Annotated in this window: 14 protein-coding genes; 8 read left to right on the forward strand and 6 right to left on the reverse strand. The window is 71.4% G+C overall.

All coding sequences use genetic code 11. From position 1 onward, the window contains the following. Positions 1–195 precede the first annotated feature (195 nt). The gene (locus R4I43_RS00370) at positions 196–1,038 is read left to right on the forward strand and encodes an SMP-30/gluconolactonase/LRE family protein (protein WP_324263441.1); all 843 of its coding nucleotides are present in this window, start codon (positions 196–198) and stop codon (positions 1,036–1,038) included. 263 nt (positions 1,039–1,301) lie between these two features. Here R4I43_RS00370 and R4I43_RS00375 read toward each other — a convergent pair whose 3' ends face one another. From R4I43_RS00375 to R4I43_RS00390, 4 genes are all read right to left on the reverse strand, one after another. Continuing rightward, positions 1,302–2,252: a PLP-dependent cysteine synthase family protein gene (locus tag R4I43_RS00375; RefSeq protein ID WP_324263442.1), complete on the reverse strand. Its 951-nt coding sequence runs from the start codon at positions 2,250–2,252 to the stop codon at positions 1,302–1,304. Positions 2,253–2,266: 14 nt separating this feature from the next. Then, complete coding sequence (locus tag R4I43_RS00380) at positions 2,267–2,545, reverse strand: MoaD family protein (protein WP_324263443.1); 279 nt, start codon at positions 2,543–2,545, stop codon at positions 2,267–2,269. Positions 2,546–2,613: 68 nt separating this feature from the next. Further along, positions 2,614–3,069: a M67 family metallopeptidase gene (locus tag R4I43_RS00385; RefSeq protein WP_324263444.1), complete on the reverse strand. Its 456-nt coding sequence runs from the start codon at positions 3,067–3,069 to the stop codon at positions 2,614–2,616. Between the two features lie 102 nt (positions 3,070–3,171). Continuing rightward, positions 3,172–4,203, reverse strand: a complete 1,032-nt coding sequence (locus R4I43_RS00390; protein WP_324263445.1) for a P1 family peptidase — start codon at positions 4,201–4,203, stop codon at positions 3,172–3,174. A gap of 114 nt (positions 4,204–4,317) precedes the next feature. On the opposite strand from R4I43_RS00390, the gene R4I43_RS00395 reads away from it, so the two are divergent. The 4 genes from R4I43_RS00395 to R4I43_RS00410 are packed head-to-tail and all read left to right on the forward strand — an operon-like array spanning position 4,318 to position 8,571. Continuing rightward, positions 4,318–5,616, forward strand: coding sequence for an MFS transporter (locus tag R4I43_RS00395; RefSeq protein WP_324263446.1), 1,299 nt, complete (start codon positions 4,318–4,320; stop codon positions 5,614–5,616). 57 nt (positions 5,617–5,673) lie between these two features. After that, positions 5,674–6,336: a response regulator transcription factor gene (locus tag R4I43_RS00400; RefSeq protein ID WP_324263447.1), complete on the forward strand. Its 663-nt coding sequence runs from the start codon at positions 5,674–5,676 to the stop codon at positions 6,334–6,336. Continuing rightward, entirely contained in the window at positions 6,329–7,678 is a 1,350-nt protein-coding gene (locus tag R4I43_RS00405) for a sensor histidine kinase (RefSeq protein WP_324263448.1), read from the forward strand. Before R4I43_RS00400 ends, R4I43_RS00405 begins: the two co-directional genes overlap by 8 nt. Next, the gene (locus R4I43_RS00410; protein ID WP_324263449.1) at positions 7,678–8,571 is read left to right on the forward strand and encodes a TAXI family TRAP transporter solute-binding subunit; all 894 of its coding nucleotides are present in this window, start codon (positions 7,678–7,680) and stop codon (positions 8,569–8,571) included. The genes R4I43_RS00405 and R4I43_RS00410 overlap by 1 nt, the downstream gene beginning before the upstream one ends. An 18-nt stretch (positions 8,572–8,589) precedes the next feature. On the opposite strand, the gene R4I43_RS00415 is transcribed toward R4I43_RS00410, so the two are convergent. Continuing rightward, the gene (locus tag R4I43_RS00415; RefSeq protein ID WP_324263450.1) at positions 8,590–9,153 is read right to left on the reverse strand and encodes a DUF2017 domain-containing protein; all 564 of its coding nucleotides are present in this window, start codon (positions 9,151–9,153) and stop codon (positions 8,590–8,592) included. Next, entirely contained in the window at positions 9,154–9,447 is a 294-nt protein-coding gene (clpS, locus tag R4I43_RS00420) for an ATP-dependent Clp protease adapter ClpS (RefSeq protein WP_324263451.1), read from the reverse strand. A gap of 134 nt (positions 9,448–9,581) precedes the next feature. Here clpS and R4I43_RS00425 point away from each other — a divergent pair, with 134 nt between their 5' ends. The 3 genes from R4I43_RS00425 to R4I43_RS00435 all read left to right on the forward strand — a co-directional run bounded on the left by R4I43_RS00425 (position 9,582) and on the right by R4I43_RS00435 (position 13,675). Beyond that, complete coding sequence (locus R4I43_RS00425; RefSeq protein ID WP_324263452.1) at positions 9,582–10,868, forward strand: nicotinate phosphoribosyltransferase; 1,287 nt, start codon at positions 9,582–9,584, stop codon at positions 10,866–10,868. 45 nt (positions 10,869–10,913) lie between these two features. Beyond that, complete coding sequence (locus R4I43_RS00430; protein WP_324263453.1) at positions 10,914–11,486, forward strand: isochorismatase family protein; 573 nt, start codon at positions 10,914–10,916, stop codon at positions 11,484–11,486. Positions 11,487–11,596: 110 nt separating this feature from the next. Further along, complete coding sequence (locus R4I43_RS00435) at positions 11,597–13,675, forward strand: ATP-dependent DNA helicase (RefSeq protein WP_407691178.1); 2,079 nt, start codon at positions 11,597–11,599, stop codon at positions 13,673–13,675. Positions 13,676–13,751 lie beyond the last annotated feature (76 nt).

The raw sequence follows: 13,751 nt of genomic DNA on the forward strand, positions 1-13,751 counted from the left end.
TCCATCGGGCGTGTCACATCATCGAGCCTAGCGCCCGGAACCGCGTCCGGGATCGGGAACGACCCTGATTCCGGGCTCGCATCGTCCGGGTGTCGAGTGAGTTGCGGATCAGCGAGGTTTCCGCCGTCTGGCCCCATCCGGTGATCCTCGCGGTAAGGTTCGGCCCCGTTCCGTCGTGCGGTTGAAAGGTGAAGTGTGCACGCCCAGGTCGACATCGCGGTACAGGCGGCGGCGCGTTCCGGACAGGCGCCCACCTGGGACATCGGCACCGAGACCCTGCTGTGGACGGATCCGCTCGCGGGCGATGTGCACCGCTACCGGCCGGGCCACACCAACGCCACGATGACCCTGCAGCAGCGGACCGGCGGCGCGAAACCCCGCAGCCGGGGCGGCCTGGTGCTGCACCTGCAGGAGGGCGTCGCGCTGTTCGACGCCCACGGTGAGCGGCGCACCTGGCTGGTCTACTGGGCCCGCGAGGGCATGACGGCCGGCGCCACGATGATCGACCGCAAGGGCCGGATGTGGGCCACGACGATGCGCGACGACGAGTCCGGTGACGGCTGGCTGGCCAGGGTCAACCCGGACGGCGCGGCGGGCGTGGTCATCAAGGACCTCAAGGCCGGTTTCGGCCTGGCTACCAGTCCGGACGACGCGCGCTTCTACATCGCCGACGCGGGCACCGGCCGCATCGAGGTCCTCGACTTCGACGTCAACGACGGCCTGATGGGCAACCGGCGGACCCTCTGCGAGGTCGGCGGGCAGCCCTCGGGACTGGCGGTGGACGCGGAAGGCGTCCTGTGGACGGCGGTCCGGGACAAGGGCGAACTCCACCGCTACTCCCCCAGCGGTGAACTGGTGGGCACGGTCCCGCTCCCCGCCCAGCGCCCCACCAACCTCTGCTTCGGCGGCCAAGACCTCCGCGACCTCTACGTCACCACGGCTCGCGAAGATCTCCCGTCCCCCACCGACACCGACGGCAACGTCCTCACCCTCCGCGCAGCAGCAGAAGGCCTCAGAACCTTCGCCTTCGTCGGCTGACCCACCCCGGCACGCCCGGCACACCCCGATTACGGCGGTATTCAGACCCCGGATTACGCCGGTATTCAGGCTCCCACCCGGATTACCGCCGTAATCGGACACCCGAATACGGCGGTAATCGGGGTCCTAGTCCTGAATACGGCGGTAATCGGGGTCCTGAATACGGCGGTAATCCGGGTCCTGAATACGGCGGTAATCCGGGTCACCGCCTGGGGAGACGAACAACCCCGCCTCCTTGGGGGAGGCGGGGTTTTCGGGGGTGGTCAGGCCCAGAGCTGGCCTTCGAGCCGCTGCGCGGCCTCGTCGATGGTGCCGCTGTAGGCGCCGGTGGAGAGGTACTTCCAGCCGGCGTCGGCCACCACGAAGGCGATGTCCGCGGATTCCCCGGCGGCAGCGGCATTCTCCGCGATCGTCAGCGCCGCGTGCAGGACCCCGCCGGTCGAGATGCCGGCGAAGATCCCTTCGCTCTCCAGCAGCTGCCGGGTCCGGCGCAGCGCGTCGTAGGACCCGACGGAGAACCGCCGCGTGAGCACGTCGGGGTCGTAGAGCTCCGGCACGAAGCCCTCGTCGAGGTTGCGCAGCCCGTACACGAGTTCGCCGTAGCGGGGCTCGGCCGCGACGACCTGCACCCCGGGCTTGTTCTCGCGCAGGTACCGGCCGACACCCACGAGGGTGCCGGTGGTGCCGAGACCGGCCACGAAGTGGGTGATCGTCGGCAGGTCCCGCAGGATCTCCGGCCCGGTGCCCCGGTAGTGCGCATCGGCGTTGGCCGGGTTGCCGTACTGGTAGAGCATGACCCAGTCGGGGTTCTGCTCGGCCAGCTCCTTGGCCATCGCGACGGCCTGGTTCGACCCGCCGGCCGCGGGCGAGGAGATGATCCGCGCCCCGTAGGCCTGCAGCAGCTGGCGCCGTTCCTCGGAGGTGTTCTCCGGCATGACGCAGACCAGGCCGTAGCCCTTGAGCTTGGCGGCCATCGCCAGCGAGATGCCGGTGTTGCCCGAGGTGGGTTCGAGGATGGTGCAACCGGTGGTGAGCCGGCCTTCCTTCTCGGCGGCCTCGATCATGTTCAACGCCGCCCGGTCCTTGATGGAGCCGGTCGGGTTGCGGTCCTCCAGCTTCGCCCACAGCCGCACATCGGGCGCGGGCGAGAGGTGCGGCAGCCCGACGAGCGGGGTCTCCCCCAGCGCGTCGAGCAGCGAGTCGAATCGAGCCACGGGATCCTCCCGCGTCAGCGCATGCCGCCGGCGACGGCCGGCAGGATGGTGACGTTGTCGCCGTCGGAGACCTTGGCTTCCAGCCCACCGGCGAAGCGGACGTCCTCGTCGTTGACGTAGACGTTGACGAACCGGTGGAGGTTGCCCTCCTTGACCAGGCGGTCCTTGAGGCCGTTGAAGTTGGTGTCGAGGTCGTCGATCACCGCGGCGAGGGTGTCGCCCTTGGCCTCCACGGACTTCTGCCCATCGGTGTGGGTCCGCAGGATGGTGGGGATGGAAACGTTGACTGCCATGAGGAATCCTCCTGTCCACAAAGGACTACGTTGGGAACGCGAACATCGGTCTTGGGGCGAGCCGCGGATCAGTCGCGGTCGGGAACCTCGTCGCTACCGGTGTGGGCGAACATGTACGACTCCACGACCTCCACCGGCTCCTCGGTGACCTCGCCATCGAGGATGCGGTAAGAACGCAGCTCATGGGTCTGCGGGTCCCGCGTGGACACGAGCACGTAGTGCGCGTTGGGCTCCGAGGCGTAGGAGACGTCGGTGCGCGACGGGTATGCCTCGGTCGAGGTGTGCGAGTGGTAGATGACCACCGGTTCTTCATCGGCGGCGTCCATGCCCCGCCACACCTGCAACTGCTCGGCGGAGTCGAACCGGTAGAAGGTGGGCGAACGCTCGGCGTTGATCATCTCGATCAAGCGTTCCGGACGGTCGGACCCTTCCGGCCCGGCAATCACGCCGCACGCCTCATCCGGGTGGTCCCGTCGGGCATGCGCGACCATCGCGTCAACGAGGTCGCGTCGGATCACCAGCACAGCAACCATCCTAGTAGGTGGGGCACCGGCCTCCCAGCATGTGGAAGTCGTCGTTTCACCGGTGCGGCTTCGTCGTTTCGGCAAACGACGCTCCACGATGATTCATTCCCGCGCGGAGGGGTAGAGGCGCGTGTAGCACGTCACCTCGCCGACCGGCTCGGCCGCGAGCACCCCGCGCACGATCGCGCGCTCGACGACCTCCGCCGCCACGGCGCTGACCTGGTCCAACCGCATCGCCCAGCCCGGCTCGCCGGGGTCCGGCAGGGCGTCACCGGTGCCCGTGGCCAGCGCGAACGCGGTGTCGCCGTCGACGAGCAGGTGGGCGGGCCGCACGGCGCGGGCGAGCGCGTCGTGACCGGCCACCGCCAACCGCCGGCATTCGGACTTGCTGAGCTGCAGGTCGGTGGCGACGACGACGAGAGTGGTGTTGAGCGGCCGGTCGACCGGCCCGTTACGCCCAGGTCGCCCTTCGTAACGCGACCGCGCGGCGTCCACTTCGCCAGAGGTGGGCGCGCGGAGCCCGGGCGCGGACGCCCAGGGCAGCCCGGTGCCGGGGTCGATGGCCGATCCGGCGGCGTTGACCACGACCAGCGCACCGACGGTGGTGCCGTCGGGCAGCACGGCGCTGGCGGTGCCGACACCGCCCTTGACCGGCCCGACCACGGCACCCGCCCCGGCACCGACGTTGCCCTGCCGGGTCTCGCTGCTCGTGGCGTTGTCGCAGGCCCGGTAGCCGAAGTCGGCGTCGGGCCGGTTGCCCCAGTCGTTCATCGGCACGTCGAAGATCACCGCCGCGGGCACCACCGGCACGACCTGGCCCGGTCCGCCCACCGGGACGCCGTGGCCGCGCTCGCCGAGCCAGCGCATCGCGCCGTCGGCGGCGGCCAGCCCGTAGGCGCTGCCGCCCGCGAGCATCACGCCGTTCACCCGCTGCACGAGGTGGCTGGGTTCGAGCACGTCGGTCTCGCGGGTGCCCGGCCCGCCGCCGCGCACGTCGACGGCCCCGGTGGCGCCGCCGGGGGCGAGCACGGCGGTCGCCCCGGTCGCCCAGTGCTCGTCGAGCCGCTGGTCGTGGCCCACGAGCAGGCCCTCCACGTCGACCAGCGCGTCCAGTTCACCCGGCTGCCACGGCATCGCGCACCTCCTGACGATCACGTTAGCCGCATGTAAAGGAAGCCCGCCGGGTGTTGTCCGGGCGTCGCCGCCTGTTCATCGTCACTTCTCAGCTCGCAAGACCTGGAGGCTGAGATGACGACTGCAAACCGCGATGTGGCGGTTCGCTCCGAACGCCGAGTGATCGGCAACGTCGTGCGAGGTTCGATCGGAAACCTCATCGAGTGGTACGACTGGTACGCCTACACGGCGTTCAGCGTCTACTTCGCCGCGACGTTCTTCCCCAAGGGCGACTCGACGGCGCAGCTGCTCAACACGGCCGCCGTGTTCGCCGTCGGGTTCCTGATGCGCCCGCTGGGCGGCTGGATGCTGGGCCGCTACGCCGACCGCTTCGGCAGGCGCGCGGCGCTGACCCTGTCGGTGACGCTGATGGCGTTCGGCTCGCTGGTCATCGCGCTGACCCCGGGCTACGACTCGATCGGCCTGGCCGCCCCGGCGCTGCTGGTGGCCGCCCGGCTGCTGCAGGGCATCTCCGTCGGCGGCGAGTACTCGACGTCGGCGACCTACCTGTCGGAGGTCGCCACCGAGGGCAAGCGGGGCTTCTACTCCAGCTTCCAGTACGTGACGCTGGTGTCCGGGCAGCTGGTCGCGCTGGGCGTGCAGATCATCCTGCAGCAGGTGCTGACCGGCGATCAGATGGACGCCTGGGGCTGGCGGATCCCGTTCGTCATCGGCGCCATCGGCGCGCTGGTCGTGCTGTGGCTGCGGCGCGGCATGGACGAGACCGAGAGCTACAAGACCTCCTCCGAATCCGGCGCCGAGCGCGGCACCGTCAAGGCGCTGCTGCAGTACCCGAAGGAATGCCTGCTGGTGGTCGGCCTGACCCTCGGCGGCACGGTGGCGTTCTACACCTACACCACCTACCTGCAGAAATACATGGTCAACACCGCGGGCATCGACAAGCCCACGGCCGCCTGGATCAACTTCCTCGCGCTGCTGGCCTTCGGCTTCCTGCAGCCGCTGGCCGGTGCGCTGTCCGACCGGATCGGGCGCCGCAAGCTGCTGATGTTCTTCGGCGTCACCGGCACCCTGCTGACCGTCCCGCTGATGACGGTGCTGGGCGGCACGCAGAACCCGCTCGCGGCGTTCCTGCTGATGATGGGCGGCCTGGTGATCGTCACCGGCTACACCTCGATCAACGCGATCGTGAAGGCCGAGCTGTTCCCGACCAACATCCGCGCTCTCGGCGTCGGCCTGCCCTACGCGCTGACCGTGGCGATCTTCGGCGGCACGTCGGAGTACGTGGCGCTGTGGCTCAAGCAGGCGGGCATGGAGAACGTGTTCTTCTACTACGTCTCCGGCAGCGTGCTGATCTCGCTGCTGGTCTACCTGCGGATGCGGGAGACCTCGAAGGATTCCCGGATGGAGAACTGAGGACCGGCACCGGCCATACTCTGCCTTCGGCGTATGGGCACTTCGGAGGTGTGGCCGGTGCGGGTTCTGCTCGTCGAGGACGACGACGGCGTGGCCGACGCGCTCGTCGACGTCCTCGACTCCCACGGACACCGGACGACGCGCGTCAGCCGCGGCTCCGACGCCCTGCTCCAGCACCGGGACCACGACCTGGTGCTGCTGGACCTCGGCCTGCCCGACACCGACGGCCTGGAGGTGCTGCGCAAGCTGCGGCGCATCGGCCCGATCCCGGTCGTGGTGCTCACCGCGCGCGGCGAGGAGCGGATGGTGGTGCGCGGCCTGCGCTCCGGTGCCGACGACTACCTGGTCAAACCCGTCCGGATGGCCGAGCTGCTGGCCCGCATCGAGGCCGTCGCCCGGCGCGGCAGGCACCCCTCCCCCGGCTCCGACCAGGTCGAGGTCGCCGACGTGCGGGTCGACCTGCGGACCCGGCGGGTGCAGGTCGCCGACCGCGAGGTCGAGCTCACCCCGAAGGAGTTCGACGTGCTGGCGATCCTCGCCGCCGAAGCCGGCACGGCGGTCAGCCGGCAGCGGCTGATGGACGAGGTGTGGGGCGACGCCTACCTCGCGGTGTCGCGGTCGCTGGACGTGCACATCGCGCAGCTGCGCGCCAAACTCGGCCGCCCGGACCTGCTGGTGACCATCCGAGGCTTCGGCTACCGGCTGGGCGACGATGCGTAAGCGGCTGCTGCTGGTCCTGCTGACGTTCTCGGTGCTGGCCGTGGCCGGGTTCGCCGCTCCGCTGCTGCGCGCCACCGCCGCCGAACGCACCCAGCAGCTGGTGCTGGCCCGCAACGCCGACCTGGACCGCTTCGCGGGACTGGCCGATCACGCCTTCGGCACCGGCGACCCGGCCGTGCTGCGCGCTGAAGCCCGCCGCTACACCGAGCTCTACGGTGAACCGCTGGTCGTGGTCGACGCGACCCGCTCGCCCGTGGTGGAGACCGGCGGGGTGCGCGCCGCCGACGTCGCCGGGCCGATCGACAAGGCGCTGCGCAACGAACCCGCCGGATCGGTGCCGTGGCTGCGGCCGTGGTCGCGGGAGGAGCTGATCCGCTACCGCCCGGTCGGCGACGGCACGCGGGTGACCGGCGCGGTCGTGCTGGAGGCCTCGGTCCGGCAGGCCACCGCCGACATCGCCGCGCACTGGGCGCTGATCTGCGCGGGAGCGCTCACCGCGCTGGTGGCGTGCGGTCTGCTGGCGCTGGTGCTCGCCCGCTGGGTGCTGCGGCCGCTGGCGGACCTGGGTGCCGGGGTGCGCGCGATCAGCGCGGGGTCGCGGCGATCAAGGGTCCCGGTCGACGCCGGTCCACCCGAGCTGCGGGAGCTCGCCGCGTCGTTCAACAACATGTCGGAGGCGGTGGCCGAGGCCGACGAGCGGCAGCGGCGGCTGGTCGCCGACGCCTCGCACCAGCTGCGCAACCCGATGGCCGCGCTGCGGCTGCGGGTCGACGCGCTGGAGCGGCGCATCACCCCCGACGGGGAGCGCACCTACCGCTCCGCGGTCGGCGAGGTCGACCGGCTGGAAGCCCTGCTGGACCGGCTGCTGGCGCTGGCCACCGCCGACCAGGCCGCCGCCGTCCCGGGCGAGCCCGGTGACGTGGCGGCGGTGGTCGCCGACCGGGTGCGGGCCTGGCTCCCGGCGGCCGAGGACGCCGGGATCTCGCTGTCCGCACCGGACCTGCCCGCCGCGCGCGTCGCTCTGTCCACAGAGGAATTGGCGCAGGTGCTGGACGTCCTGCTGGACAACGCGGTGAAGTACGCACCCGGCGCCTCGGTCGAGGTGAGCTGGGACGGGCGCACGTTGAGCGTCGCCGACACCGGGCCCGGGCTGTCGGAGGAGGAGATCTCGCTGGCGGCGCAGCGCTTCTGGCGGGCCGACCACCACCGCGGCAGCCGCGGCAGCGGGCTCGGGCTGTCCATCGCCGGGCAGCTGCTCGCCGCGCACGGCGGCGAACTGCGCATCGCCCGCACCGAACCGCACGGCCTGACGGTTCACCTCGACCTGCCGGAGGTGCGCTGATGCGACGCCGCGCGTTCCTCGGGCTGGGACTGCTGGCCGCGTGCGGGAGGACCTCACCGGTGCGCGAGCTGCGCATCGCCGCCGGTGAGCCGGGCGGCTTCTACACGGCCTTCGGCGCGCTGCTCGGTGCCGAGATCGCCGCCACCGAGCCGGAAGTGCGCCCGGTGGTGCTGCCCAGCCAGGGCAGCGTGGACAACCTGGAGATGCTGCGCGACGGCCGCGCCGACCTGGGCATGGTGCTGGCCGACGCCGCCCACGCGGCCCTGTCCGGTGAGCTCGGGCCACCGGCGCGGCTGCGGGCCGTGGGGCGCGTGTACGAGAACTACACGCAGCTCGTGGTGCTCGCCGACTCGCCGGTTCGGGCGCTGAGCGACCTGCGCTCGGTGTCGATCGGCGCCCCGAAGTCGGGGACGGCGCTGATGGGGGCGCGTCTGTTCGCGGGAGTGCCCGGGCTGCGCACCGAGCTGCTGCCGCTGGCCGACGCCGTCACCGCGCTGGAGCAGGGGCGCATCGAGGCTTTCCTGTGGTCCGGCGGACTTCCGACGCCGAGGCTCAAGGAGCTCGACGACCGCGTCGGGATCCGCCTGCTGCCGCTGAACGCGGCGACCGCCCGCTGCACCCCGGTCTGCGACCAGCTCCAGGTGCCACCGGGCGCCTACCGGAACACCACCGGCACCCCGACCATCGGCGTCCCCAACATCCTCGCCTGCACCCCGAACCTCCCCGATGACCTCGCGGCGGCGGTGGTCCGGGTCCTGGCCCGCCGAGCCCCGTTCCTGGTGCCGAGGGAGACGGTGGGCACCCAGTTCCTCGACGTCCGCAACCTCATCGGCACCGGCGACGTCCCGCTCCACCCCGGAGCCACCACCACTTACCGCGAGTTGCACGGTTAGCGCGGGGGCGCCGGGAAATCAGCCGAGCAGCGCGCTGACGAGCGAGTCCTGCACCCAGGTGAGCCACTGGTAGACGCCCAGGTGCTCGCGGCGGAGGTCGTCCTCCGGGAGCTCATCGGGCATGTCGTCCTCGACGTCGAGGGCCGTGCCCAGCGCCAGGCGGACGTCGTTGAGGGCGGTCAGCCAGCTGTCGGCCTGCTCGCTGGTGAGCTTGACCTTGCCGCCCATCGGCGGGCAGGTCTCCAGGATCAGCTGGGCCGCACCGGTCTTGGCCTCCAGCAACGCCGGTTCGTGCAGCGAACGCATCGCGGCGGCGGCGTCGGTCTCCTCCTCGTCGGTGTCCCCGGTGATCGGGTCGCGCCGGTAGAAGTCCGGCAGCAGCCGCGCGACCACCCGGTCCTCCGGGGGCGTGGACGGACCGGTGCGGATGCCGGTCAGCTCGGCGAGCTCGTCCTTGGGGGCCTCGTCAGCGCGGGCGGTGAGCATGTCCTTGATCTGCCCGACCAGGCCGCGGATGACGGCCGCCTCCTGTTGGGAGATCTCGGCCTGCACGTGACCGTTCTTGCGGGTCCAGCCGTCCACTCACGAATCCTTCTGCATCGTCGCCCACAAGCCGGCGGAGTGGAGCTTCGCCACGTCGCCCTCGACCTTCTCCTTGGAGCCCGAGGAAACCACCGCCTTGCCCTTGTGGTGCACGTCCAGCATCAACTTCGTAGCGTGATCCCGGGAGTACCCGAAGATCTTCTGGAGCACGTAGGTCACATAGGACATGAGGTTGACCGGGTCGTTCCAGACCACGGTCACCCACGGCTTGTCCGCAGTGCCTTCGGCGTCCTGCTCGAGTTGCGCGCGCTCGATTTCAGCGGGCGAGGTCATGGCCCCATCGTCGCATGCCCACGTAACAGCCGTACCCACCGCACGACCAAATCCGACAACCCTTCAGAACCATCGGCGGCGGCAACCAGGTCGACTTCGCAGGTCCCCCACAAGAACCACGTAATCTTTGCGGCATGAGCTCTAGCACCGCGCTGTTGACCGACCACTACGAGCTGACGATGTTGGCCAGCGCACTGCGTGATGGCACGGCGCACCGCGAGTGCACGTTCGAGGTGTTCACCCGTCGGCTGCCCAACGGGCGCCGCTACGGCGTCGCCGGTGGCATCGGGCGCGTGCTGGACGCCGTGGAGAACTTCCGGTTCGGCGACGCCGAGATCGCCCAGCTCGCCGAGCACCGGGTGGTCGACGAGCGAACCCTGGAGTGGCTGCGCGACTACCGGTTCAGCGGGCAGGTCGACGGCTACCCGGAGGGCGAGCTGTTCTTCCCCGGCTCGCCGCTGCTGACGGTGCGCGGCACCTTCGCCGAAGCCGTCGTGCTGGAGACCGTGGTGCTGTCGATCCTCAACCACGACAGCGCGATCGCCGCCGCGGCCGCGCGCATGGTCTCGGCCGCCAACGGGCGCCGGATCATCGAGATGGGGTCGCGCCGCACCCACGAGGAGTCCGCGGTGTCGGCGGCCCGCATCGCCTACCTGGCCGGGTTCACCGCCACCTCCAACCTGGAGGCCGGACGCCGATACGGCATCCCCACCGCGGGCACCGCCGCGCACGCCTTCACGCTGCTGCACGACTCGGAGGCCTCGGCGTTCGAGTCGCAGATCGCCGCGCTGGGCACCGACACCACGCTGCTGGTCGACACCTACGACATCAGCCGGGGCATCGACCTCGCCGTGCAGGTCGCCGGGACCGGGCTGGGCGCGGTGCGCATCGACTCCGGTGACGTGGGCGTGCTGGCCCGCCAGGCCCGCGAGCAGCTCGACGCGCTCGGCGCCACCAACACCCGCGTCGTGGTCTCCGGCGACCTCGACGAGTACGCCATCGCCTCGCTGCGCGCCGAGCCCGTCGACGGCTACGGCGTCGGAACGTCGCTGGTCACCGGCTCGGGCGCGCCGACGGCGGAGATGGTCTACAAGCTGGTGGAGGTCGAGGGCCGCCCGGTGGCCAAGCGCAGCTCGCACAAGGAGTCGCGCGGTGGCCGCAAGGCCGCGATCCGCCGCTACAAGGACACCGGCACCGCCGTCGAGGAGGTCGTCCACGCCGTGGGCGCCGAGCCCGAGCTCGGGCCGAACGACCGGCACCTGCAGATCCCGCTGATCCGCGACGGCAAGCTGGTCGACGACCTGCCGACGCTGGAGCAGGACCGCGAGCGGCTGCGCCGCGCCCTGGTGACCTTGCCGTGGGAGGGGTTGAAGCTGTCCAACGGCGAACCGGCCATCCCCACGGTCTTCCACGGAGCCTGACGTTAGGAAAGAATCGGGCACCGAACCCGCTGGAGGTGAGGTGCGATGAGCAAAGCGCTGATCATCGTCGACGTGCAGAACGACTTCTGCGAAGGCGGGGCGCTCGCCGTCGCCGGGGGCAGCGGGGTGGCAGCGGCGATCTCGGAGTTCCTGGCCGACTCGAGCTACGAGCACGTCGTGGCCACCCGCGACTACCACGTCGACCCGGGCGCCCACTTCAGCGACGAGCCGGACTTCGTGCGCTCCTGGCCGAGGCACTGCGTGGCGGGCACGGCGGGCGCGGCGTTCCACCCGGAGCTCGACGTCGCGCCGATCACGGCGGTGTTCTCCAAGGGCCAGTACAGCGACGGCTACTCGGGTTTCGAGGGCGTCGACCGCGCGAACCTGGGGTTGCCGACGTGGCTGACGGACCGGGGTGTGCGCGCGGTCGACATCGTTGGCATCGCCACCGACCACTGCGTCCGCGCCACCGCCCTCGACGCCGTGCAGGCCGGGCTGGACACCACGATCCACCTCCAACTCACCGCCGGCGTGTCGCGATCGACCGTCGACCAGGCCCTCAAGGACCTCGACGCGGCCGGTACCACCCTGCTCGGAGACCCCGTCGTGGTCTCCTGACCGATCCCGTCGGTGCTGGGCGGTAGATTTCCCGGGTGCCCACCTCTGTCCCGCGATGGTCCGACCCGGTCGCGTTCGAAGCCGATGACGCCGACGAGCTCCCGCCGGAGATCGCCGCCGATCTCGAGCGCGCGAGCCGGGCCGACGCCGAGGAACCATCGCTGCCGCTGGGCAAGGCGCGCAAGGACATCCCCGACCTCGCGACCCTGATGAAGGTGGCCGTGGAGGCGGTCGGCGGCGTGCCGCGCGAGGGCCAGGCCCGGATGGCCGAGGCCGTGGAGCACACCATCACCACCGGCGAGCACCTCGCCGTGCAGGCCGGGACGGGCACCGGCAAGTCGCTGGCCTACCTGGTCCCGGCGATCCGGCACGCCGTCGCCGACGGCACGACCGTGGTCGTGTCCACGGCGACGATCGCGCTGCAGCGCCAGCTGGTGGACCGCGACCTGCCGCGCCTGTCCGACGCGCTCGCCGAAACCCTCGGCCGCAAACCGACTTTCGCGATCCTCAAGGGACGCCGCAACTACCTGTGCCTGAACCGGATCCACGGCAACGCGCCGTCGGAACCGGACGAGGACGCGCTGTTCGACGCCTTCGCCGCCTCCGCCCTGGAACGCCAGGTGCAGCGGGTGCAGGAGTGGGCCACTGAGACCGAGACCGGTGACCGCGACGAGCTGGTTCCCGGCGTGACCGACCAGGCGTGGCGGCAGCTGTCGGTGACCGCCAAGGAATGCCTCGGCGTGCACCGCTGCCCGGTGGGCGTGGACTGCTTCGCCGAACGCGCCCGCGCCACGGCCGGACGCGCGGACATCGTCGTCACCAACCACGCGCTGCTGGCCATCGACGCCCTCGACGACCGGCCGGTGCTGCCCGAGCACGACGTGGTGCTGGTCGACGAGGCCCACGACCTGGTCGACCGGGTCACCTCGGCCGCCACCGGCGAGCTCACGGCCGGGTCGGTGAAGCTGGCCGCGCGGCGCTGCGGCCGGGCCGTCGACGAGGAGACCGCCGACCGCCTCGACGAGGCCGCCGAAGGCCTGGAGCTGGTCCTGGAGGACGCCGCCCCCGGCCGGCTGGAAGAGCTGCCCGAAGCCCTCGGCGGCGCGCTGACCGTGGTCCGCGACGCGGCGTGGGCGTGCATCTCGGCGCTGGGGCCGGAGCGCAAGGAGGACGTCGAGGGCAGCACGGCCCGCAAGCTCGCGCACGCGCTCACCGAGGACGTGCACGACACGGCGGTCCGGCTGCTGGAGGGCTTCGACGACGGCAAGCAGCACGACGTCGTGTGGGTGTCGGGCGAGCCGAACCGGCCCAAGGCGGTGCGGGTGGCGCCGATCGGTGTCGGCGGCCTGCTGCGCGACCGGCTGTTCGGCCAGCGCACGACGGTGCTGACCTCGGCGACGCTGTCGCTGGGCGGGTCCTTCGACACCCTGGCCCGCCAGTGGGGCCTGCCGCCGGAGCAGCCGGTCGAGAAGGCGCCCGGGATGGCCACCGCCAAGGAGGCGCCGTCGGACGGCGGGACGCTGAAGTGGACCGGCCTGGACGTCGGTTCGCCGTTCGAGCACCAGCGCAGCGGCATCCTCTACATCGCCCGCCACCTGCCACCGCCCGGTCGCGACGGGCTCCCGCCGCAGGTCCTGGACGAGATCACCGAGCTGGTGCAGGCCGCCGGTGGCCGGACGCTGGGGCTGTTCTCGTCCCGCCGCGCCGCCGAGCAAGCCGGCGAGGAGCTGCGCAAACGCCTGTCCACGCCGGTGCTGTGCCAGGGCGACGACACCACGGCGCTGCTGGTCAACCGCTTCGCCGAGGACCCGGAGACCTCGCTGTTCGGCACCCTGTCGCTGTGGCAGGGCGTGGACGTGCCCGGCGACTCGCTGCAGCTGGTGATCATGGACCGGATCCCGTTCCCGCGGCCCGACGACCCGCTGGCCTCGGCCCGGCAGCAGCGGATCTCCGAGCACGGTGGCAACGGGTTCATCACGGTCGCCGGTACGCACGCCGCGCTGCTGCTGGCGCAGGGCGCGGGCCGCCTGCTGCGGTCGCCGAACGACAAGGGCGTGATCGCGGTGCTGGACCCGAGGCTGGCGACCGCCCGCTACGGCGGTTTCCTGCGGGCGTCGCTGCCGCCGTTCTGGACCACGCACGATCCCGAGGTGGTCCGGGGCGCGCTGAAGCGGCTCACCGCCGGCTGAGGTTGAACTGCCCACACCCGCTCACGCCCCGCGCTGGTCTGCGGGTAGTTTCATCCGGTCGTCGACCTCGACCTCG

The sequence above is a fragment of the Saccharopolyspora mangrovi genome, assembly GCF_035320975.1.
Lineage (GTDB): Bacteria > Actinomycetota > Actinomycetes > Mycobacteriales > Pseudonocardiaceae > Saccharopolyspora > Saccharopolyspora mangrovi.